The sequence below is a fragment of the Streptomyces ureilyticus genome (genome assembly GCF_011045025.1).
Taxonomy (GTDB): domain Bacteria; phylum Actinomycetota; class Actinomycetes; order Streptomycetales; family Streptomycetaceae; genus Streptomyces; species Streptomyces ureilyticus.
Map to the genome: position 1 here is coordinate 87,810 of NZ_JAAKZX010000002.1, position 22,050 is coordinate 109,859.

General features: G+C 68.2%; 22 protein-coding genes. 17 read left to right on the forward strand and 5 right to left on the reverse strand.

Features of this window, described 5'->3' with window-relative positions; genetic code table 11:
- Positions 1–21 precede the first annotated feature (21 nt).
- Positions 22–723, reverse strand: a complete 702-nt coding sequence (locus G6048_RS01010) for a 2-phosphosulfolactate phosphatase (protein WP_165337515.1) — start codon at positions 721–723, stop codon at positions 22–24.
- 127 nt (positions 724–850) lie between these two features.
- The gene (locus tag G6048_RS01015; protein ID WP_165337472.1) at positions 851–1,549 is read right to left on the reverse strand and encodes a DUF4389 domain-containing protein; all 699 of its coding nucleotides are present in this window, start codon (positions 1,547–1,549) and stop codon (positions 851–853) included.
- 163 nt (positions 1,550–1,712) lie between these two features.
- Between G6048_RS01015 and G6048_RS01020 the strand changes: the two genes are divergently transcribed.
- Positions 1,713–2,117 (forward strand): VOC family protein, encoded by a 405-nt coding sequence (locus G6048_RS01020; protein WP_165337473.1) that lies wholly within the window; start codon positions 1,713–1,715, stop codon positions 2,115–2,117.
- Here the strand turns inward: G6048_RS01020 and G6048_RS01025 are convergent.
- Positions 2,097–2,786: a helix-turn-helix domain-containing protein gene (locus G6048_RS01025; protein WP_165337474.1), complete on the reverse strand. Its 690-nt coding sequence runs from the start codon at positions 2,784–2,786 to the stop codon at positions 2,097–2,099. The two genes, G6048_RS01020 and G6048_RS01025, sit on opposite strands and share 21 nt — an antisense overlap.
- 10 nt (positions 2,787–2,796) lie before the next feature.
- Positions 2,797–3,732, reverse strand: coding sequence for an AraC family transcriptional regulator (locus tag G6048_RS01030; RefSeq protein WP_165337475.1), 936 nt, complete (start codon positions 3,730–3,732; stop codon positions 2,797–2,799).
- A gap of 81 nt (positions 3,733–3,813) precedes the next feature.
- Between G6048_RS01030 and G6048_RS01035 the strand changes: the two genes are divergently transcribed.
- Positions 3,814–4,650, forward strand: a complete 837-nt coding sequence (locus tag G6048_RS01035) for an NAD(P)H-binding protein (RefSeq protein WP_165337476.1) — start codon at positions 3,814–3,816, stop codon at positions 4,648–4,650.
- Here the strand turns inward: G6048_RS01035 and G6048_RS01040 are convergent.
- Positions 4,647–5,807, reverse strand: a complete 1,161-nt coding sequence (locus G6048_RS01040; protein WP_165337477.1) for a YihY/virulence factor BrkB family protein — start codon at positions 5,805–5,807, stop codon at positions 4,647–4,649. The genes G6048_RS01035 and G6048_RS01040 overlap by 4 nt on opposite strands.
- An 87-nt stretch (positions 5,808–5,894) precedes the next feature.
- Between G6048_RS01040 and G6048_RS01045 the strand changes: the two genes are divergently transcribed.
- The 15 genes from G6048_RS01045 (at position 5,895) to G6048_RS01110 (ending at position 20,944) form a co-directional block, all read left to right on the forward strand.
- Positions 5,895–7,529 carry an acyl-CoA dehydrogenase family protein gene (locus G6048_RS01045; RefSeq protein WP_165337478.1) on the forward strand — a complete coding sequence of 545 codons (1,635 nt, stop codon included), beginning with the start codon at positions 5,895–5,897 and terminating at the stop codon, positions 7,527–7,529.
- Positions 7,530–7,796: 267 nt separating this feature from the next.
- The gene (locus tag G6048_RS01050) at positions 7,797–9,242 is read left to right on the forward strand and encodes a hypothetical protein (RefSeq protein WP_165337479.1); all 1,446 of its coding nucleotides are present in this window, start codon (positions 7,797–7,799) and stop codon (positions 9,240–9,242) included.
- Positions 9,243–9,290: 48 nt separating this feature from the next.
- On the forward strand, positions 9,291–9,860 hold the full coding sequence (locus tag G6048_RS01055; protein WP_165337480.1) for a GNAT family N-acetyltransferase: 570 nt from the start codon (positions 9,291–9,293) through the stop codon (positions 9,858–9,860).
- 137 nt (positions 9,861–9,997) lie between these two features.
- The gene (locus G6048_RS51265; protein WP_309486338.1) at positions 9,998–10,081 is read left to right on the forward strand and encodes a putative leader peptide; all 84 of its coding nucleotides are present in this window, start codon (positions 9,998–10,000) and stop codon (positions 10,079–10,081) included.
- Positions 10,082–10,238: 157 nt separating this feature from the next.
- A complete protein-coding gene (locus tag G6048_RS01060; protein WP_165337481.1) occupies positions 10,239–11,936 on the forward strand; it encodes a nitrite/sulfite reductase in 1,698 nt (565 codons plus the stop codon).
- A 109-nt stretch (positions 11,937–12,045) separates the two neighbouring features.
- Positions 12,046–12,225: a hypothetical protein gene (locus G6048_RS49125; protein WP_165337482.1), complete on the forward strand. Its 180-nt coding sequence runs from the start codon at positions 12,046–12,048 to the stop codon at positions 12,223–12,225.
- Entirely contained in the window at positions 12,222–12,956 is a 735-nt protein-coding gene (locus G6048_RS01070; protein WP_165337483.1) for a phosphoadenylyl-sulfate reductase, read from the forward strand. The genes G6048_RS49125 and G6048_RS01070 overlap by 4 nt, the downstream gene beginning before the upstream one ends.
- Before the next feature lie 2 nt (positions 12,957–12,958).
- Positions 12,959–13,528, forward strand: a complete 570-nt coding sequence (gene cysC / locus G6048_RS01075; RefSeq protein ID WP_165337484.1) for an adenylyl-sulfate kinase — start codon at positions 12,959–12,961, stop codon at positions 13,526–13,528.
- The gene (gene cysD / locus G6048_RS01080) at positions 13,525–14,460 is read left to right on the forward strand and encodes a sulfate adenylyltransferase subunit CysD (RefSeq protein WP_165337485.1); all 936 of its coding nucleotides are present in this window, start codon (positions 13,525–13,527) and stop codon (positions 14,458–14,460) included. The genes cysC and cysD overlap by 4 nt, the downstream gene beginning before the upstream one ends.
- A gap of 172 nt (positions 14,461–14,632) precedes the next feature.
- Positions 14,633–15,961 (forward strand): sulfate adenylyltransferase subunit 1, encoded by a 1,329-nt coding sequence (locus tag G6048_RS01085; protein ID WP_165337486.1) that lies wholly within the window; start codon positions 14,633–14,635, stop codon positions 15,959–15,961.
- Positions 15,962–16,162: 201 nt separating this feature from the next.
- Entirely contained in the window at positions 16,163–17,284 is a 1,122-nt protein-coding gene (locus tag G6048_RS01090; RefSeq protein WP_165337487.1) for an aliphatic sulfonate ABC transporter substrate-binding protein, read from the forward strand.
- A gap of 59 nt (positions 17,285–17,343) precedes the next feature.
- The gene (locus G6048_RS01095) at positions 17,344–18,132 is read left to right on the forward strand and encodes an ABC transporter ATP-binding protein (RefSeq protein ID WP_165337488.1); all 789 of its coding nucleotides are present in this window, start codon (positions 17,344–17,346) and stop codon (positions 18,130–18,132) included.
- On the forward strand, positions 18,119–19,030 hold the full coding sequence (locus tag G6048_RS01100; RefSeq protein WP_165337489.1) for an ABC transporter permease: 912 nt from the start codon (positions 18,119–18,121) through the stop codon (positions 19,028–19,030). Before G6048_RS01095 ends, G6048_RS01100 begins: the two co-directional genes overlap by 14 nt.
- 6 nt (positions 19,031–19,036) lie before the next feature.
- The gene (locus tag G6048_RS01105; RefSeq protein ID WP_165337490.1) at positions 19,037–19,774 is read left to right on the forward strand and encodes a sirohydrochlorin chelatase; all 738 of its coding nucleotides are present in this window, start codon (positions 19,037–19,039) and stop codon (positions 19,772–19,774) included.
- A 690-nt stretch (positions 19,775–20,464) separates the two neighbouring features.
- Entirely contained in the window at positions 20,465–20,944 is a 480-nt protein-coding gene (locus tag G6048_RS01110) for a hypothetical protein (RefSeq protein ID WP_165337491.1), read from the forward strand.
- Positions 20,945–22,050: the final 1,106 nt, after the last annotated feature.

Here is a 22,050-nt window from a genome sequence, read left to right on the forward strand (position 1 = left end):
CCGGATGCCGGCGCCCGCCCATCAGATCGAGGCGTCGGCGGCCGGCGAAGGCACGGCGCACGGGCGCAGGATCATGAGCGAGTCCTCCAAGGCCGCCACCATGGCAAAGGAGAACCGGTCGAGCTCAAGACAGAGTGCGACGTCATCAGGATGGACTCCTTGGCGCACGCCCTCCGCCAGTTCGGCGGCGGCGCGCGACTCTGCGGCGCGGCGGAGGAACTCGGCGGCATCCGTGCCGGACTCTGTGGCCCGCCGAGCGATGTACTGAGCGCACGCCAGGTCTTCTTCGGCTCGGCCGCCCTCGCCGGTGACCACGAACGTGACGCTGTCGCACTCACGCGTCCGCAGCAGCCGCGCCGTTGCCTCCGCCACCACGAAGCCGGCGCACAGCACCAGCGACGCCTCCTTGACCGCAAGGGCGCCGACCGTCCCTGCCGTGGTCTTCTGCACAACGGTCCGTCCGCCGAGGTCAACAGACCGCAGCAGGCCCGGCGAGTTGACGGCGTCGAACCCGGGCGCGGGCGGACCGTCTTTGAGCGCCACCCAATCCGGGTGACGCGCCTTGAGCGCCAGGGCTGCGTCCAGCGACTCAGCGAGAACGATCTTTTCCGCCCCCTGGGCAAAAGCCCAGGCAGCCACGGTGAAAGCGCGCATGACGTCGACGACGACCGCCACGGACGGGGCTTCGACCAGCTCATCGATGCCAAGGAATCGAGCGTCCATTCCGATCATGATGGCGCACGCCCGACTCGAAGCACCCAGAAGGTGATCCGCTTCACGTCGCCGGTCTCGGAATGCGACACCTCCGGCTGTCTGCATCCCGGGCGATCGGACGCGGGAGACTCGAGACTCACGGTTCACGCGGCCCCTGATCCAACCGGTACGGCGGATACACGTCCGTCAGCAGCGTCCCGTACGCCACCACCCGCATCACCCAGCGATGCAGCCCCACATTCAGGTCGTACATGCCGCGCGGATAACGGCCGGTGAACAGCAGGGCGACGCCCGCGTAGAAGGCCAGCAGGCCCGCGAGGCCGCCCGTGGCGGCGGAGCCGCCTGCGATGAGGGCGACCACGAACAACTGCGGGAGGACCAGGAGCCACCACTTGACCAGGACCAGGCCGCGGGAGAGGTGTTCGGGGTGGGTGATGTCCAGGCGGGCCGGGTAGTCGGGTACGTCCGCCAGGGTGAAGGGTGGGTAGCGGTCCGTGCCGAGGGTTCCGTACGCGTAGTACGCCACTCGCCAACTCCAGCGCAGGACCCCGACGTTGAAGTCGAACAGGGCGCGTGGGTAGGTGCCGGTGATCAGGATCGCGAAGAAGGCGATCACTGTGACGATGACGAAGGCGGTCCAGAGGAAGCCGAGGATGAGGTAGTGCGGGATCGCCAGTAGCCACTTGAGCAGCCATAACCAGCGGGACGGGGCGGCGTCGTACACCGTCTCCAGGGTGACCGGACTCGCCGGACTCTTCGCGTGGCCCCCGAGATTCGATGTGCTGCCTCCGGGATTCTCTGACTGGTCTCCGAGCTCAGTCGTCACGTCGGACATGGCGTGCATCTCCCCCCACAGGGCGGAACAGATCCGCCCGCTTTCGCCGCATACGGGCCCTTGTTCCCGTGTACCGGCGCGTGGCGGGCAGGGCAAGGGGCCGAGCCCGGACGTGTCCGATTCCTACAAGACCGCGCTCCAACTGCCTGCCTACCGTGGCCGTATGACTCCACGATTCGATGCGATCGGCATGGTGGCCTCCGACATGGCCGCCTCAGTCACCTTCTACCGCCGCCTCGGACTCGACTTCCCCGAGGGCTCCGAGAAGCAGCCGCATGCCGAGGCCCAGCTGCCGGGCGGGCTGCGGCTGATGCTCGACAGCGAGGAGGGCATCCGCGAGTTCGCGCCGGAGTGGCAGCCGCCGAGCGGGGGCGGGCGTATGTCGTTGGCCCTGCTGTGTGAGAGTCCGGCCGAGGTCGACTCCGTGTACGAGGAGATGGTCGGCGCCGGGTACGACAGCGGGCTCAAGCCCTGGGACGCCGACTGGGGGCAGCGGTATGCGAGCCTGCTCGACCCGGACGGCAACGACGTCGGGCTGTTCGCGCCGCTACCCGGTGCGGGCGAGTAGCTCACCCAACGGCATGCCCGCCAACTCCCGTACGTCCCGCGCCAGATGAGCCTGGTCGGCGAACCCGGTCCGAGCCGCCGTGTCCGCGAAGGGCACCCCGGCGCGGGCCAGGGCGAGGGCGCGCTGCAGCCGCAGGACCCGGGCGAGGGTTTTGGGGCCGTAGCCGAAGGCTGCCAGGGAACGGCGGTGCAACTGGCGGGCGCCTACGCCGAGTTGGTCGGCGGTGGCGGCGACTGGGCGGCCCGCGTGGAGGGCGGTCACGACCTGTCCGAGCAGCGGATCGGGAGGCGCGGCGGCCGATGCCCAGCGCAGCGCCACCTCTTCGAGGCCGCTCGCCGGGTCGTCGGCCGCGTTCACGTGCGCCGTGAGGCGCCGCACCTCGGAGGGCGGCCGGACGTCGGTCAACTCCACCCGCCGGTCGCGTAGTTCATGGGCGGGCACCCCGAGGAGCGTGGGCCCGGTGCCGGGATAGAAGCGGACACCCGCCCAAGAGCGCGGCGCGCCTTCGGTGACGTACGCGTGTGTGTCGGGACCGGCGACCAGCAGCCGACCCTCGTTCCACAGGAGGTCCATGCAGCCGTCGGGCAGGACGGGCCCGGCGCCGGTGCCGGACGGGGTGTTCGTCCAGACGACGGCGCCCGTGAGGCGGGACGGCCGCTCCGTGTACACGTACACCACGCTACGCGGTTCGGGTCCGGTGCTCCTGCGGGCTGACCCCGTACACCCGCTTGAAGGCGCTGGACAGGGCGAACGCACTGCCGTAGCCGACCTGGCGGGCGATCGCGCCGATCGTGTCCTCGGTGTCACGCAGCCGGTCCGCGGCGAGGGCGAGGCGCCAGCCGGTGAGGTACGTCATCGGGGGCTCGCCGACGAGTTCGCTGAAGCGGCGGGCGAGCGCGGCCCGGGAGACGCCCGCCTTCGCGGCGAGGGTGGCGACCGTCCAGGGGTGCGCCGGGTCGTCCTGGACGAGCCTGAGCACCCGGCCGACGACGGGGTCCGCGAGAGCCTGGTACCAGGCGGGCGCCTCGGCTTCCGGGCGGGAGAACCAGGCCCGTAGCGCGGCGATGACCAGCAGGTCGAGCAGCCGGTCGAGGACGACCTCCTGGCCGGGCTCGTCGCGCACGATCTCCTCGGTGAACAGCGGGGTGAGTGGGCAGGCCCACTCCTCGGAGGTCAGGCTGAGCAGGGGTGGCAGGGCGTCGAGGAGCCGGCCGTTGATCTCGCCCTGCATCGTGTACGTCCCGATGAGCATCACCATGGAGCCGTCGAGTCTGGCTCCCCAGGTGCGTACCCCCAGGTCCATCGTGCCTTTCATGGACCGCCCGTCGGGATAGAAGCACTCGGCGCCCGGCAGGATCACCGCCCGCGGCGTGGTCGAGGGGTCGTCGGCGCAGGTGTACGGGTCGGGGCCGCGCGCGATGGCGAGGTCGCCGGCCCGCAGATGCAGGCGCTCCCCCTCGTCCGGGGTGATCCAGGCGTCGCCGCGGAGCAGGAGCATCACGGTGAGCGGGGCGCGGTCCTCGACGCGGATGCACCACGGTGGATCGAAACACGCTCGGATCATGAAGGCGCCACGCGCGCGTGGACCCTCGAGAAGGCCTGCAAGGGCGTCCATGAGGCCAGCGTAGACGGGCTCTTATGGGAATGAGAGGTTCAGCGATGTTCCCTTTCCGAGCAGGGCAGTTCACTGGTTTTCATGACGGAGAACACGCGGAACGAGACGGTGTTGGTGACAGGGGCCTCGGGCAAGACGGGGCGTCAGGGGGCGGATGCGGCGAAGGCCGCCGGGTTCGGTGTACGGGCCGCTTCGCGCGGTGGTGAGGTGCGCTTCGACTGGTACGACTCCTCGACGTGGGACGAGGCGCTGCGCGGCGCGGACGCGGCGTATCTGGCGTACTCGCCGGACGTAGGCGCGCCGGGCGCGGACGAGAACATCGCGGCGTTCGCGCGCCGGGCGCAGGAGTTCGGCGTACGGCGCCTGGTGCTGCTATCGGCGATCGGTGAGCGGCAGGCGGAGCCGGCCGAGCGGGCGCTGCGCGAGTCGGGTGCCGAGTGGACCGTCGTGCGGGCTACGTGGTTTATGCAGAACTTCAGCGAGGGTCTGCTGCTGGAGGGCGTACGGAGCGGTGAGTTCGTGTTCCCGGCGGGCGAGGGGCGGCAGCCGTTCATCGACACGCGGGACATCGCGGATGTGGTCGTAAGGGCGCTGACCGACTCCTCGTACGTGGGGCGGACCCTGGAGATCACGGGGGCGCGGCAGCTGTCCTTCCGTGACGCCATGGCGGAGATCTCCGCTGCGGCGGGGCGGGAGATCCGGTATGCGCCGGTGTCGGTGAAGGAGTACGGCGCCATCCTGGCCGGGTTCGGTCTGTCGCCGGAGGAGGTCGCGTTCACGGAGGAGGTCTTCGAGGGGCTGCTCGACGGCACCGACGGTGAGGTCACCCGCGATGTCCAGCAGGTCCTGGGCCGCGCCCCGCGCGACTTCACGGACTTCGCGCGGGAGCACGCGGCGCAGGGGGCGTGGAAGGCCTAGTCCGACGGTCGGTCCTGCGCGGGCGGCTCGTCGCCGTTCTTCGGTGAGCTCTTCACATGTGTTGTCCGCAGTCGTGAGGTGACGTCCTCCGGGGGGAGGAAGCGGGACCAGCGCTCCGGGAACTCGGAGGGCATGTCCGGGTCGTCGGGGTCGGCGGCGGCCCGGGCGGCGGCCGCGCGGGCCACGATGTCGGCGGCCTGCGCGGCGCGCAGCTGCTCGTTGACGGCGCGGGCGGCGGCCGTGGCGGCGGCCGGCCAGACCCGGTCGATGGCCGCGTTGACGGCCGCTCCGACGAGCACGGCGAAGGCCGAGACACCGATCCACAGCAGTACGGCGACGGGGGCGGCCAAGGAGCCGTAGATCGTGGGTCCTTCTACGGTGTTGGCCAGGTAGATCCGCAGCAGGAAGCTGCCGAGGACCCACATGCCGAGCGCGACCAGGGCGCCGGGCACGTCCTCGATCCAGGGGGAGCGCACCGGTACGGACACGTGGTACAGCGTCGTCAGGAAGATGATGGACAGGACTATGACGACGGGCCAGTACAGGATCTGTACGACGGTCGTCGACCACGACACGAGGTTCACCACGGCGTCCGGGCCCGCGACCATCAGCGGCAGCGCCACGGAGCCGATCAGCAGTGCCACGAGGAACAGCAGGAACGCCATCAGCCGGGTCTTGACGATGCCGCGAACCCCGTCGAGGCCGTACATGACGGTGATGGTGTCTATGAAGACGTTCACGGCGCGCGAGCCCGACCAGAGGGCGAAGAGGAAGCCGAGGGAGATGACGTCGGGTCTGCCGCCCTTCATCACGTCGTGGAGGATCGGCTGGGCGATCTCCGTGACGCCCTTGTCCGTGAGGATCGTGCGCGAGGCCTCTAGCAGGTTGGTCTCGACGCTGGCGATGGTGTCGGCGCCGGTCCAGGAGTCCACGTAGCCCAGCAGTCCCAGCATGCTCAGCAGCAGCGGCGGCACGGACAGCAGCGTGAAGAAGGCGGCCTCCGCGGCGAGGCCCAGGATCCGGTACTCGATGCAGGAGTTGACGGTGTCCTTGACCAGCAGCCAGGCGGTCCTCCGCTTGGAGACATTCCGGTAGAGAGCACGTGCCCGGTGAAGCCGGCCGGGCGGGCTCTCTGGTGTTTCACTTGCTGGCTGCACGCTCCTAACCGTATCGGTCGCGACGTGCGTTCCTCACCCTCCGCACTCGTAGGTGACGGCCGTCCTACCCGGGGGTAGTTTTTCTGCATGGCAACCGGCACCCACGCAGTCACGAACCAGGTTCCGCCCCTTGTCGGCTATGACGTCTACGGCGCCGACCGGGTCCTGACGGAAGCGGTCGAACGGCATCTCGACCCGGGGCTGCTGGACCTGGTGCGTGAGGAGCTGTCGGGGCTGGGGCGCACCGCCGGTTCCGCGCAGGCCCAGGACTGGGGGGTACTGGCGAACGAGAATCCGCCCCGGCTGCGCACGCACGATCGTTACGGTCACCGCGTCGACGAGGTCGACTTCCATCCGTCCTGGCACCGGCTGCTGGGCAAGGGCGTCGCGGCCGGTCTGACGGCGGCGTGGGCGCGGCCGGGCGGGCACTTGCGACGGGCGGCCGGGTTCGTGGTCTGGACGCAGGTCGAGGCGGGCCACGGCTGTCCGCTGTCGATGACGCACGCGGCGGTGCCCGCGCTGCGCACGGACCCGGAGCTCGCGGCCGAGTGGGAGCCGCGGCTCACGTCCACCGTGTACGACCAGGGGCTGCGGCCCGCTTCGGAGAAGGCCGGCGTCCTCTTCGGCATGGGCATGACGGAGAAGCAGGGCGGCAGCGACGTACGGGCGAACACGACGATGGCGCGTCCGCTCGCCGAGGACGGGACGTACGAGCTGACGGGCCACAAATGGTTCTGCTCGGCACCTATGTCGGACGGCTTTCTGGTGCTGGCGCAGGCGCCCGGCGGGCTTACGTGCTTTCTCGTGCCGCGGGTGCTGGAGGACGGCACGCGCAATGTGTTCCTGATCCAGCGGCTGAAGGACAAGCTGGGCAACCGGTCGAACGCGTCGAGCGAGGTCGAGTTCGACGGGACCTGGGCGCGCCGGGTGGGGGACGAGGGGCGCGGGGTGCGCACGATCATCGAGATGGTCGCGGTGACCCGGCTGGACTGCGCGCTCGGTGCCGCCGCGCTGATGCGGCAGGCGGTCGCGCAGGCCGTCCACCACTGCACCTACCGCGAGGCCTTCGGCGGCAAGCTGATCGACAAGCCGCTGATGCGCAACGTACTGGCCGATCTCGCCCTGGAGTCAGAGGCGGCGACGACGCTGTCGCTGCGGCTGGCCGCCGCGTACGACGCCGGGAGCGAGCAGGAGCGGGCGTTCCTGCGGATCGCGGTGCCGGCCGCGAAGTACTGGGTGACCAAGCGCTGCACACCCCTCGTCGTGGAGGCCTCGGAGTGCCTGGGCGGCAATGGGTACGTGGAGGAGTCCGGCATGCCGCGCCTGCTGCGCGAGTCGCCGCTCAACTCCATCTGGGAGGGCGCGGGCAACGTCCAGGCGCTGGACATCCTGCGTGCCATGCAACGCGAGCCGCACGCCCTGAACGCCTACCTGGAGGAGATCGGCCGTGCTCGCGGCGCCGACCACCGGCTGGACGGAGCGATCAAGAACCTGCTCTCCGAACTCGCCGACCTGGACGGCATCGAGGGCCGCGCCCGACGCCTGGCCGAGCGGATCGCGCTGGTGCTCCAGGGCGCGCTGCTCGTCCAGTACGCGCCTCCGGAGGTCGCTGACGCGTTCTGCGCGTCGCGTCTCGGCGGGGACTGGGGTGCGGCGTTCGGGACCCTGCCGCACAGCCTGGACCTGGCCTCGGTGGTGGAGCGGGCACGGCCCGTCTCGTAGTCGGGCCCTGGGCGGACACATGGCTCGGGCCGTAGGCGGACACACGGCTCGGGCCTAGGCAGGCGTACGGCACGGGCCGTAGGCAGACGTACGACATGGGAGGCGCCCTGTCGAACCGGCGCCTCCCTCTCGTACCACCTATTCCGGCGTATTCGCCCAGGCCCGGCGACACCTGACGTACCATCCCTCTCACGGCTCTCCATACCGTCCGCCCGGTTTCAACGCACTGATCGGGAAGGGCAGTTGGCCGCCAACGCGGGAGGAACGATGGCGTATCGAGGCAGGCACCGCCGCCGGAAGAAGGGCCGCGCGCTGCGCGCGAGCCTGGCCGGAACCGCTCTCGCCCTCACCGTCGCCGCGGGCCTCATCAGCACGTCACAGGCCGCGAGCAGCGACAATCCGGGCGCCCTCACCGCGCTCGGCTCCTCGTCCGAGACCGACAAGCTCGGGCTGCGGGAGAACCTCGTCGGCGAGGACACCCTCGACGCCCTCGAGAGCGGAATGGGCGGGAACGTCGGCGTGGATGCGGTCTTGAAGAACGCCAACCACTCGATGCGGGGCAGAGCCGACTGCAGTGCCTCGGAGAAGGCCGCACTGCCCGTCGAACCGGCCGCCACGCGCGCGTACTGCTGGGCGGACAGCGACGCCAGGACCCAGAAGTGGCTGCCCCAGTCGGTGACCACCTCCGGAGACTCCGACGAGGACGGCAGGTGGGGCTCAAACCGTGTGATCCTGTCCGGCTGGACGCACGACGGCCAGCCGGCGGGCGCGCAGGAGGAGGACAAGGGCCTCGCCCGGGTCGCCTTCGTCGACGCGAACGACCCGGCGAACCTGAAATACCGCTGGGTCCTGCTGGTCGCCCCGCTGGACGGCGGCAAGGACTTCGAGGCGGTCCGCTCCCGGATCGGCGGCATGGTCTGGTACCAGGACAAGCTGATCGTCACCGCCCGGAACGGCGCCGCCGGCGACGACGCCCTGTACGTCTTCGACATGAACCGCATCCTGCGCGCCGACGTCACCAGCGGCGCGGTCGGCAAGGTGAAGGACGGCTGGTCTGCGCACGGCTACCGCTATGTGATGCCGGCCATGGGCTCGTACAGCCTCACCGGCGGCGCCTGCGACGCCACCACCAACGACCGCGTCCCCTGCTTCGCCTCGGTCTCCCTGGACCGCACCTCCACGCCGCACAGCCTGGTCGCCAACGAGTGGTTCCGCCCGGACAGCGGCGAGCCGGGCCGCGTGTGGCGTTACGACTACAGCACCGCGAGCGACCGCACGGGCCTGCTCGCCGCCGACCGCCGTGGACGCGTCCACGCCGACGAGGCGTACGAGACCGACGCCGTCGGCCTGCAAGGGGTCCTCTCGCACCGGCCGAGCGGCGCGAGCGAGCCGAACTGGTACGCCGGGCACGCACCGGACGCGCGCGGCGAGCACGGCACGCTGTGGCGGCAGAACAAGAGCGCCGCCAAGGCCGCGAAGTGCGGCGCCGAGGAGTCGTACGCCTGCTGGGGACGGGACACGGAGTCGTTGTCGTACTGGCAGGAGACCGGCGAGCTGTGGACGCTGACCGGGCGGTCGGCGACCGCTTCGGGCCGGGCGCACGAGCTTCCCGGGCGGGCGGCGGACCGGGCCACCGCGTGGCAGCCGGGCACGGTGTCCGAACGGGTGTTGTACGCGGTTCCGCTGTCCGCGGTGGACCACTCGTTGGAGTGACCCGGTTGTTTTGAAGCGGGGCTCGCCCTCGTGGTATCGCTGACCCGCATGAGCATCGCTGTCACCACCTGGTCGCTGGAGCAGACGTCTCCGGCCGACCTGTTGCCCGCCGCCGAGCCGGCCGGCGACGTCCGGATCGTCCGCTCCGAGGTGCCCTCGCCCGAGTTCAGCCGCTTCCTGTACACCTCGGTCGGCGGCGACATCCGCTGGACCGACCGGCTGGGCTGGACGTACACCCAGTGGCAGGAGGACCTGGAGCGGCCGGGGGTCGAGACCTGGGTCGCGTACGAGCGCGGGACGCCCGCCGGCTACGTACAACTGGAGGCCCAGCCGGAAGGCGTCGTGGAGATCGTCTACTTCGGACTGATCCCGGCCTTCCGGGGCCGGAGGATCGGCGGGCACCTCCTGTCGTACGGGGTCGCGCGCGCCTGGGACGTGGCCGAGCGCTGGCCGGGCAGGCCGCCGACGAAGCGGGTCTGGCTGCATACGTGCAGCAAGGACGGGGAGCATGCGATGGACAATTACCTGCGGCGCGGCTTCAAGCTCTTCGACACCAAGGTGGCGGAGGAGCCGGACATCGCCACCGCCGGTCCCTGGCCGGGGGCGCTGCCCGTCTGACCTGGTGAGACCGGGAAAGACAAGCCCCGTGTCAGGGCTTGTGACCAACAACACCCTTGTCTCGCGATACGGGACAAGGGTGTCCGCATCGCGGACGAAGCTGGACTCTGTCCAGATCGCCATGACACGCTTCCGTCATGTCTGGAACTGGAATTGCCTTGGTGAGTCGGCGCCACGTCGACCTCGGCCGCATGTCCAGCGCCATCTGTCCGGCGAGCTGAGCAGCTGCATCCGACAGGGCCCTTCCGGTCCCGGGCAGCATCGCCGCCGCACTTCTCCCTCCTTGCCTCGCCCGCGCAATGACGCGCGCGTATGACCCCATGCGCCCCCTGCGCGGGTCCGAGTCGCTTTCCCCGTCTGTCCCGAAGGACGTACACCATGGCCGCCACCCCACAGAACCCTGCTGCCGCCGCGCCCCGCCGCAAGGTGAGCCGTCACCGCGGCGAGGGCCAGTGGGCCGTGGGTCACTTCACCCCGCTCAACGGCAACGAACAGTTCAAGAAGGACGACGACGGTCTCAACGTACGGACACGTATTGAGACGATCTACTCCAAGCGGGGCTTCGACTCGATCGACCCCAACGACCTGCGCGGCCGGATGCGCTGGTGGGGCCTCTACACCCAGCGCAAGCCCGGGATCGACGGCGGCAAGACCGCGATCCTGGAGCCGGAGGAGCTGGACGACAAGTACTTCATGCTGCGGGTGCGGATCGACGGCGGCCGGCTCACCACCGAGCAGCTGCGGGTGATCGGCGAGATCTCGCAGGAGTTCGCGCGCGGCACCGCCGACCTCACGGACCGGCAAAACGTCCAGTACCACTGGATCCGTATCGAGGACATGCCCGAGATCTGGGAGCGCCTCGAAGGCGTCGGCCTGTCCACGACCGAGGCCTGCGGTGACACGCCCCGCGTCATCCTCGGCTCGCCCGTCGCCGGGATCGCCGAGGACGAGATCATCGACGGCACCCCCGCCATCGAGGAGATCCAGCGCCGGATCATCGGCAACAAGGACTTCTCGAACCTGCCCCGCAAGTTCAAGTCCGCGATCTCCGGTTCGCCGCTCCTTGACGTGGCGCACGAGATCAACGACGTCGCCTTCGTCGGGGTGAACCACCCCGAGCACGGTCCCGGCTTCGACCTCTGGGTCGGCGGCGGGCTCTCCACCAACCCCAAGATCGGCCAGCGGCTTGGTACTTGGGTGCCGCTGGACGAGGTGGCGGATGTGTATGAGGGCGTCATCTCGATCTTCCGGGACTACGGCTACCGGCGCCTTCGTACGCGCGCCCGCCTGAAGTTCCTGGTCGCCGACTGGGGCGTGGAGAAGTTCCGTCAGGTGCTCGAGGACGAGTACCTGAAGCGGAAGCTGATCGACGGTCCGGCGCCCGACCAGCCCGTGGAGCGCTGGCGCGACCACGTCGGGGTGCACCGGCAGAAGGACGGCCGCTTCTACGTGGGTTTCGCGCCGCGTGTTGGCCGGGTGGACGGCACGACCCTCACGAAGATCTCCGAGCTGGCCGAGGCGCACGGCTCAGGCCGGCTGAGTACGACCGTCGAGCAGAAGATGATCGTGCTCGATGTGGAGGAGTCGAAGGTCGCCTCGCTCGTCGAGGGCCTTGAGGCGCTCGACCTCACCACCAAGCCGTCGCCGTTCCGGCGCGGCACGATGGCCTGCACCGGCATCGAGTACTGCAAGCTGGCGATCGTCGAGACCAAGGCGCGCGGGGCCTCGCTGATCGATGAACTCGAGCGCCGCATCCCCGAGTTCGACGAGCCGATCACCATCAACATCAACGGCTGCCCGAACGCCTGCGCCCGTATCCAGGTCGCGGACATCGGTCTCAAGGGCCAGTTGGTCCTGGACGACGAGGGTAACCAGGTCGAGGGCTTCCAGGTGCACCTCGGCGGCGCGCTCGGCCTGGAGGCCGGTTTCGGCCGCAAGGTCCGTGGCCTGAAGGTCACTTCGGAGGAGCTGCCGGACTACGTCGAGCGGGTCCTCAAGCGCTTCGAGGCGGAGCGCGAGGACGGCGAGAGGTTCGCCACATGGGCCGCGCGGGCCAGCGAGGAGTCGCTGTCATGAGCGCCCTCGTGGTGGCGGCGATGAGCGTCCTCCTGCTCGCCGGTGCGGGTGCCGTATTCGGCGCCCTCGCAGGTCACGTACGCATGGATGCGGACGGAGGGCGGCAGCGGTGAGCGAACGAGCCGCGCCGTTCTACTGCCCGTACTGCGGCGACGAGGACCTGCGTCCGAGCGAGCAAGGGCATGGCGCGTGGGAATGCGGAGCATGCAATCGAGCCTTCCAGTTGAAGTTCCTCGGGTTGCTTTCCCGGGGGCTTCAGCGCACTGACGGTGGAGGGGACCAGATATGACGACGGTTCAGGCAGAGCCTGATATCGAGACGGATCACGCCGATGAGGACGCAGCACTGAAGGCGCTCGCCGAGCAGGCGGGCCGTGACCTCCAGGACGCGTCCGCGCTCGAGATCCTTCAGTGGGCCGCGAAGACCTTCGGCAAGAAATTCTGTGTGACCTCCTCCATGGAGGACGCGGTCGTCGCGCACCTCGCCGCCCGTGCCATGCCCGGCGTGGACGTCGTGTTCCTGGACACCGGCTACCACTTCCCCGAGACCATCGGCACCCGGGACGCGGTCGAGGCCGTGATGGACGTCAACGTCATCACGCTCACCCCGCGGCAGACCGTGGCCGAGCAGGACGCCGAGTACGGGCCGAAGCTGCACGACCGCAACCCCGACCTGTGCTGCGCGATGCGGAAGACCAAGCCCCTGGAAGAGGGGCTGACGAAGTACACCGCATGGGCCACGGGCCTGCGCCGCGACGAGTCCCCGACCCGGGCGAACACCCCGGTCGTCGGCTGGGACGAGAAGCGCCGCAAGGTCAAGATCTCGCCGATCGCCCGCTGGACGCAGGACGACGTGGACGCGTACGTCACCGAGCACGGCGTCCTCACCAACCCGCTCCTCATGGACGGTTACCCCTCCGTGGGCTGCGCCCCCTGCACCCGCCGGGTGCTCGAGGGCGAGGACGCGCGCGCCGGCCGCTGGGCGGGCCGCGCCAAGACCGAGTGCGGGATCCACGACTGACCATGACCGCTGCGCTGCCGAGGAACCAGGAGAACCAAGTGACCGGAGCCACCATCTGGCTCACGGGTCTGCCGAGTGCCGGCAAGACCACGATCGCGTACGAGCTGGCCGACCGGCTGCGTGCGGAGGGCCACCGCGTCGAGGTGCTCGACGGCGACGAGATCCGTACGTTCCTGACGGCTGGCCTCGGCTTCAGCCGCGAGGACCGGCACACCAACGTGCAGCGCATCGGCTACCTCGCCGACCTGTTGTCCCGTAACGGCGTCAAGACGCTCGTCCCGGTGATCGCGCCGTACGCGGACAGCCGCGAGGCGGTGCGCAAGCGCCACATGGCCAGCGGCACCGCGTACCTCGAGGTGCATGTCGCGACGCCGGTCGAGGTGTGCTCCGAGCGCGATGTGAAGGGGCTGTACGCCAAGCAGGCGGCGGGCGAGATCTCCGGGCTCACCGGGGTCGACGACCCGTACGAGGAGCCCGAGTCGCCCGATCTGCGCATCGAGTCGCACAACCAGACCGTGCCGGAGTCCGCGGCCACGGTCCACGCGCTGCTCATCGAAAGGGGTCTCGCATGACGACCGTCGCCACTGTCCCTGAGGAGACGGACAGCCCGTACGCGCTCTCGCACTTGGACGCGCTGGAGTCGGAGGGTGTGCACATCTTCCGTGAGGTGGCGGGCGAGTTCGAGCGGCCGGTGATCCTGTTCTCCGGCGGCAAGGACTCCATCGTCATGCTGCACCTGGCGCTCAAGGCGTTCGCCCCGGCGGCGATTCCGTTCTCGCTGCTGCACGTGGACACCGGGCACAACTTCCCGGAGGTCATCGAGTACCGGGACCGGGTGGTGGCCGAGCACGGGCTGCGGCTGCATGTGGCCTCCGTACAGGAGTACATCGACGCCGGGAAGCTGCGCGAGCGGCCGGACGGCACCCGCAACCCGCTGCAGACGGTGCCGCTGACGGAGAAGATCCAGTCCGAGCGGTTCGACGCGGTGTTCGGCGGCGGGCGCCGGGACGAGGAGAAGGCACGGGCCAAGGAGCGGGTGTTCTCGTTGCGCGACGAGTTCTCCCAGTGGGACCCGCGCCGGCAGCGGCCCGAGCTGTGGAACCTGTACAACGGCCGTCACGCGCCCGGCGAGCACGTACGCGTCTTCCCGCTCAGCAACTGGACCGAGCTGGACGTCTGGCAGTACATCGCCCGCGAGAAGATCGAACTCCCGCAGATCTACTTCGCCCACGAGCGTGAGGTCTTCCAGCGCAGCGGCATGTGGCTGACCGCCGGTGACTGGGGCGGCCCGAAGGACGACGAGACCGTCGAGAAGCGCCTCGTCCGCTACCGCACGGTGGGCGACATGTCCTGCACCGGTGCCGTCGACTCCGACGCCATCACGCTGGAGGCCGTGATCAGGGAGATCGCCGCCTCGCGCCTCACCGAACGAGGCGCGACGCGAGCCGACGACAAGCTCTCCGAGGCGGCCATGGAAGACCGCAAAAGAGAGGGGTACTTCTAACGTTGGCCTCTCCCACCGTCCGAGGACCGCGGATTCCGGCAATCGCTCACCGGGCTTCCTGCTTCACCGCCGACAGCCCCCGGGACGAACCCAAGCCGAGGTCTTACATCGGCTCCACAGGCCGAAACCGCCGACCCGGCGGCCACCACGGAATGTAGCAAAGGGATTACGCATGACGACAGTCGAGCAGGTCAGGGACACCACCCTGCTGCGGTTCGCGACCGCCGGGTCCGTCGACGACGGCAAGTCCACGCTCGTCGGACGGCTGCTGCACGACTCCAAGTCGGTCCTCACCGACCAGCTGGAGGCCGTCGCGCACGCCTCGCGCAGCCGCGGTCAGGACGCACCCGACCTGGCGCTGCTCACGGACGGACTGCGGGCCGAGCGCGAGCAGGGCATCACCATCGACGTGGCGTACCGCTACTTCGCCACCGCCCGCCGCCGGTTCATCCTCGCCGACACCCCCGGCCATGTGCAGTACACCCGCAACATGGTGACGGGTGCCTCCACGGCCGAGCTGACGGTGATCCTGGTCGACGCCCGCAACGGCGTCGTCGAGCAGACCCGCCGGCACGCCGCGATCGCGGCGCTTCTCCGGGTGCCGCACGTGGTGCTGGCCGTCAACAAGATGGACCTCGTCGACTACCAGGAGACCGTGTTCGCCGCGATCGCCGAGGAGTTCACGGCGTACGCCTCCGAACTGGGCGTCCCCGAGATCACCGCGATCCCCATCTCGGCGCTCGCCGGTGACAACGTGGTGGACCCGTCCGCGAACATGGACTGGTACGGCGGCCCGACCTTCCTGGAGCACCTGGAGACGGTCCCGGTCACCCACGACCTGGCCACCTGCCACGCGCGCCTGCCCGTGCAGTACGTGATCCGGCCGCAGACCGCCGAGCACCCCGACTACCGGGGTTACGCGGGCCAGATCGCGGCCGGTGCCTTCCGCGTCGGCGAGGACGTCACCGTGCTGCCCTCGGGCCGTACGTCGAAGATCTCCGGGATCGATCTGCTGGGCCGGCCGGTGGACGTGGCCTGGACGACGCAGTCGGTGACGGTCCTGCTCGAGGACGACATCGACATCTCGCGCGGCGATCTGATCGTGCCCAGCAAGGACGCGCCCGCGACCACGCAGGACATCGAGGCGACGGTGTGCCATGTCGCGGACGCGGCGCTGACCATCGGCCACCGTGTGCTGCTCAAGCACGGCACCCGCACCGTCAAGGCGATCGTCAAGGACATCCCCTCCCGGCTGACCCTCGACGACCTGTCCCTGCACCCGCACCCGGGGCACCTGGTCGCCAACGACATCGGCCGGGTGAAGATCCGTACCGCCGAGCCGCTGCCGGTCGACGCGTACGCCGACTCCCGGCGCACCGGCTCGTTCATCCTGATCGACCCGGCGGACGGGACGACGCTGACCGCGGGCATGGTCGGCGAGTCCTTCGCCTCTCCGGAGCCGGTGAAGGGCGACACGGACGACGACGGGTGGGACTTCTAGCCATGACCACCGACATCTTCTCGACCTTCGCGAAGGAGGGCGGCCGCGTCGGCAGCGGTGCCCTCGGCAGCGGGGAGGGCGGGGTGGCGCGATGTGCGCGATGACGTACGCGCACTGCCTGCGTGCCAGACGAAAACCCGCCGCCTTCCCGGCCACGACCTGAGAGACGTGACCGCCGGGCCAACGAGAGGAACTCCTCCCGTGCCTGCCAGCACCCGAAGTACCTTGCGCCGCGGCCTCGCCGCCCTTGCCGCGCTTCCGCTCCTCGCGCTTGCCGCGACGGCCTGCGGCTACGGCTCTCAGGCGAAGGACGACACGGCGAACGTCGCCGCCAAGGGCGCGAAGATCGACGGCCTCGACACCGTCAAGATCGGTTACTTCGGAAATCTCACGCACGCCACCGCTCTCGTGGGCAACCAGAAAGGCTTCGTCCAGAAGGAACTGGGCGGTACGCAGGCCGAGTACGCGACCTTCAACGCGGGCCCCTCCGAGATCGAGGCCCTCAACTCGAAGTCCATCGACATCGGCTGGATCGGCCCCTCTCCGGCGATCAACGGCTACACCAAGTCGAACGGCAAAAACCTGCGCATCATCGGCGGTTCCGCCTCCGGCGGTGTGAAGCTCGTCGTCGACCCGGACAAGATCAAGACCCTGGACGACGTCAAGGGCAAGAAGATCGCCACGCCGCAGCTCGGCAACACCCAGGACGTCGCGTTCCTCAACTGGATCGCGGAGAAGGGCTGGACGGTCGACGCGGAGAGCGGCAAGGGCGATGTCTCCGTCGTCCGCACGGACAACAAGATCACCCCGGACGCCTACAAGTCGGGCTCGATCGACGGCGCCTGGGTGCCGGAGCCGACCGCGTCCAAGCTGGTTGCCGAGGGCGGCAAGGTACTGCTCGACGAGTCGACGCTGTGGCCCGAGAGGAAGTTCGTGATCACGAACATCATCGTGTCGCAGAGCTTCCTCGAGGAGCACCCGAAGGTCGTCGAGGCCGTGCTGCGCGGCTCGGTGAAGACGAACGCGTGGATCAGCGCCAACCCGGACCAGGCGAAGGCCGCGGCGAACGCGCAGTTGAAGGCCGACACCGGCAAGCCGCTTCCGGCGGAAGTGCTCGATCCGGCCTGGAAGTCCATCCAGATGACCGACGACCCGCTGGCCTCGACCCTCAGCACCGAGGCTGAGCACGCGGTGAAGGCGGGCCTGCTGAAGAAGCCCGATCTGAGCGGCATCTACGACCTCAGGCTCCTGAACAAGGTCCTCGCAGCCGAGGGCAAGAGCACCGTCGACGACGCCGGTCTCGGCGTCGAGCAAGCCAAGTGAGCACGCCGGCCGAGCAAGTCCACAAGCCGACACTGATGAGTTCCCAGGAGGTGACGACCATGGCAACCGCCCTCGCCAAGGCCGCCGACGCCACGACGTCGGTGGAGTACGCCGCGCGGATCGAGCACGTCTCGAAGTCCTTCGCCGGACCCGCCGGACAGCAGCTCGTCCTCGACGACATCACGCTCGATGTCGCGCCGGGCGAGTTCGTCACCCTGCTGGGGGCCTCCGGCTGCGGCAAGTCGACGCTGCTGAACCTGGTCGCGGGTCTCGACGCCCCCACCGCGGGCAGCATCACGACGGACGGCCGACCGGCCCTGATGTTCCAGGAGCACGCGCTCTTTCCGTGGCTGACCGCGGGCAAGAACATCGAACTCGCCCTGAAGCTCAGGGGAGTTCCGAAGTCCGAGCGCCGCGACAAGGCGGACGAGCTGCTGGAACTCGTCCGGCTGAAGGGCGCGTACGGGAAGCGGGTGCACGAGCTGTCCGGCGGTATGCGGCAGCGGGTCGCGCTGGCCCGCGCGCTCGCCCAGGACAGCAAGCTGCTGCTGATGGACGAGCCGTTCGCGGCCCTCGACGCCATCACACGGGACGTGCTGCACGACGAGCTGACCCGTATCTGGCGCGAGACGAAACTGTCCGTCCTGTTCGTGACGCACAACGTGCGAGAGGCGGCACGGCTCGCGCAGCGCGTCGTACTCCTCTCCTCGCGTCCCGGGCGGATCGCGCGCGAGTGGACGGTGGACCTTCCGCAGCCGCGCCGTATCGAGGACACCGCCGTCGCCGAGCTGTCCGTCGAGATCACCGAACAACTGCGTGGGGAGATCCGCCGCCATGGCCAGCACTGAGACCAAGGCCGACGGGAACGCCAAGGACAGCGGGCACGCCAATGATCTCGCCGGTCTCGAGGCGGGCCTCGACGCGCTGGAGACGGTCCAGACGAGCCGGACCCCGTTCCGCCAGACCCTCGTCCAGAAGATCCTCCCGCCGATCGTCGCCGTCGCACTGGTCCTGGTGGTCTGGCAGGCGCTGATCACCTTCAAGGTCGTCGACGACCCGGCCAAGCTGCCCTCGCCGTCCGACGTGTGGGGCGAAGTCCGCGAGGCGTGGCTGCAGGGCACGCTGCTCGACTTCATCTGGACCAGCGTCTCGCGCGGTCTGTTCGGCTTCGTGATGGCGCTCGCGATCGGCACCCCGCTGGGACTGCTGGTCGCCCGGGTGAGGTTCGTACGGGCGGCGATCGGCCCCATCCTGTCCGGCCTGCAGTCACTACCGTCGGTGGCCTGGGTGCCGCCCGCCGTGATCTGGCTGGGCCTGAAGCCCGAGATGATGTACGCGGTGATCCTGCTCGGCGCCGTCCCGTCGATCGCCAACGGTCTCGTCTCCGGCGTCGACCAGGTGCCGCCGCTGTTCCTGCGGGCGGGCCGCACCCTCGGCGCGACGGGCCTGCGCGGGACCTGGCACATCGTGATGCCGGCGGCGCTGCCCGGCTATGTGGCGGGTCTCAAGCAGGGCTGGGCGTTCTCCTGGCGCTCGCTGATGGCCGCGGAGATCATCGCGTCCTCGCCCGAACTCGGAGTGGGCCTCGGCCAGTTGCTGGAGAACGGCCGCAACACCAGTTCCATGTCGATGGTGTTCCTCGCCATCTTCCTCATCCTGATCGTCGGCATCGCCATCGACCTGCTGATCTTCAGTCCGCTGGAGCGGTGGGTCCTGCGCAGCCGCGGTCTCCTCGTGAGGAGCTGAACTCCCATGCGCAACCCGGTCCTCCTCGTCATCGCCCACGGCAGCCGCGACCCGCGGCATGCCGCGACCGTGCACGCCCTGGTACGCCGGGTGCGGGCCATGCGGCCGGAGCTGCGCGTGGAGACCGGGTTCCTGGACTTCAACGTCCCGTCCGTGGGAGGGGTGCTGGAGTCGCTGGCGGCACGGGGAGTACGCGATGTCGTGGCCCTTCCGCTCCTCCTGACCAGGGCCTTCCATGCGAAGGCCGACATCCCGGCGGTGCTGCGGGAGGCACCGCCGCGGCTGCGGATCCGGCAGGCCGAGGTCCTCGGCCCGTCGCCGCTGCTGACCGCCGCGCTCGAACGGCGGTTGTACGAGGCTGGGCTGAGCCCGGCCGCCAAGTCCTCGACCGGGGTCGTGCTGGCCTCGGCGGGGTCCACGGACCCGGAGGCGATCGCAGTGATCGCAGAAATCGCGCGGGAGTGGCGGCACACCGGTTGGTGCGCCGTGCGGCCTGCGTTCGCCTCCGCGTCACTGCCTCGCACGGAGGATGCCGTCCGAGAGCTCCGCGCCCTTGGCTGCACGCGGGTCGCAGTCGCCCCATATGTCCTTGCGCCCGGATTCCTGCCGGACCGAATCGCGCGGGGTGCTGCGGAAGCGGATGTACTGGCGGATGTGCTGGGATCGGCGCAAGAAGTGGCACAAATTCTACTGGCTCGATATTACGCAGCAAACTCACTGCGCCTTGCAACGCGCACGGCCTGACGCAGCCGGTTCATAGCCCGCCAATTCCAGAAGAATCACCTCAGGCCATTTCATCCCTTCTGTTCGCATTTCTTTTGCGTCCGTATGCCACCGCACGAATGATCACCTCAACCTCGATCCACCGCGTGAATTCTGATCACGGGCGTCGGGCGGGTTCTGGGTGTTTCTTCGGGATGCGAGCAGCGGCTATTGCTGGATGGCTGTCCGGTGCGGGGTCTCCAAGGTCTTTCGGGTTGTGGACGGGCAGGTTGGTCGCGTGGGTCGATGCTGTCTGCCCCGGCGATCATGCCGCCCACGATCGACAGGGCCTTCGTGTCGGCGGCCCCGTACCGGCGCCGTTCCTCGCGCCGGTGAGCTTCACCTTCTGGGCCACCAACTAGGGCAGGCCGCACCGCTCGGCCAGCCGGATCGTCGGGGCCATCCCGGCACGGGCGATCAGATCCGGGGCGGCGAACGCGGCGAACAGCGTCGCCGGGCTGCGGGAGACTTTCACTTACGAGGTGCCTTGCTTCGTGGGACTGATGAGGACGTAGGAACTCCCATCATCCCAGGTCAGCAGGAACCTCTTCTCATTCCGCCGTCCACAGCCCACTATCGCGCAGTGGATCAAGGCTCAAATGATCCTCAACTTCCTTGATCCAGCAGCAGTAATCGTCCCATGATGGTGCCACCACAAGGAAAGGAAAGGCCTTGATACACCACACGGGGCGGCGAACGGCATGGACAACACCAGTCATCGCCGGAATTCTGTTCGCCGGGCTGGCAGTACCGGAAGCGTCCGCCGCAACCGAACGCACTAAGCAAACGACGTGTTCGGCAGCCATCACGTCTACGTCTGACGCCAAGATTAAGGTCAAGACGTTCTACATGGCAAAAACCCGTACGACCTGGCAGCACACCAAGCGGCAATACTGGCCGACCAGCAACGGAATAAGGAAGACCCGGAGGGACTTCAACATCGTCAGCTACCTACTGGACGGCCAGCGACGTAAGGGAGTCGACGAGGCCAAGAAGGGAAGCCACGCTTGGGGTGACTTCGGCTGGGGTTTCACATATCTCAAGAGTGAGCGCCCGGTGACCAAGCGGGGGAATACTCGCCTCGCCGCGCATGGCTGGTATTCACTGGACGGATTGCCAACCGAGTGCAATTCCAAGTCGTTCGCGTTCTAGTCACACCCTGACGTGAGTGGGTACATCGTAGCCTGGCGTACCCACTCACACCCAACGGCCACATACGTCACGACCACCAGGAAACCCAATGAGGACTCGCCCTGCCCTTGCCGTCATCGCGGCGGTAGTCAGCGTGACTGTACTGACGTCAGGCTGTTCATCATCTGCGTCACACGCCGACAAGAGCGAGACCTCAAAAGAATCCCTGGTACTCGTCGACGGAGACAGTAACGGATATATCACATACGACACACAACGGGAAGTCCTGACCGGATATACCCGAGGCGGCACGGAGCAATGGAAAGAGCGTCAGCACTTTCCATCTGACGTACATTGCGCAACCTCATGCCCCAATGCTGTAATTTCTGCCTCCACTGACATGAATCCAGGCCTCTCAAAATCAAAGGCCATCTGGAAAATCCATGGAGACACCACTGAACATTCATTCTCGACTAAAAATCTCACCGTTCACTGGAGTTCGGATCAAACCAACTGGATAGCTACATCGGAATCTTCTATGATCTGGTCACTAGACAACAGGATTCACACTAGGAAATTTAAGGGAGGAATAGCCGACTCTTTGGGGAGAATTTCCATCGATAGGAAGACGCTAGTTGTGTCCATCCAGCCAGGTTCCTCAAACAGGTGGAGCGCGTTTCGCTTCCCTCTAGAAGGAGCGCACCGTCTAACATCATCCACAATATCTACCAAACTTCCCGGCGGAATCGGCTGCTTTTCACCGGAGCACGGTACAGCATTCACGACGGGCGACAAGGCCGCTGAAGTTTCATTGATCACAGGCGGGAAGGTGCGCAATTCGGAAAAATTCACCAGCGACTGTGTGAGTTCCGACGAAGCGACCATTTTTGGTGCGTTCTCAGCGGACGCCGAGAGTTCCACTCAAGAAATCTCCATCTCCTCGACCAATCATTCGAAGTCCTCCATTCCGATCCACGCAAGAAACGGCGGGGATATAGGAATATTTCGTCAGTGTGGCGCCTTCATATCCGACCAAAGAGTGACAACCGTTTCAACCCTCGGCACAAAGCAGGAAACAAAAATCGAGGCACACAGCATGCTGGTAACCCACAAGGGTTATATCTATT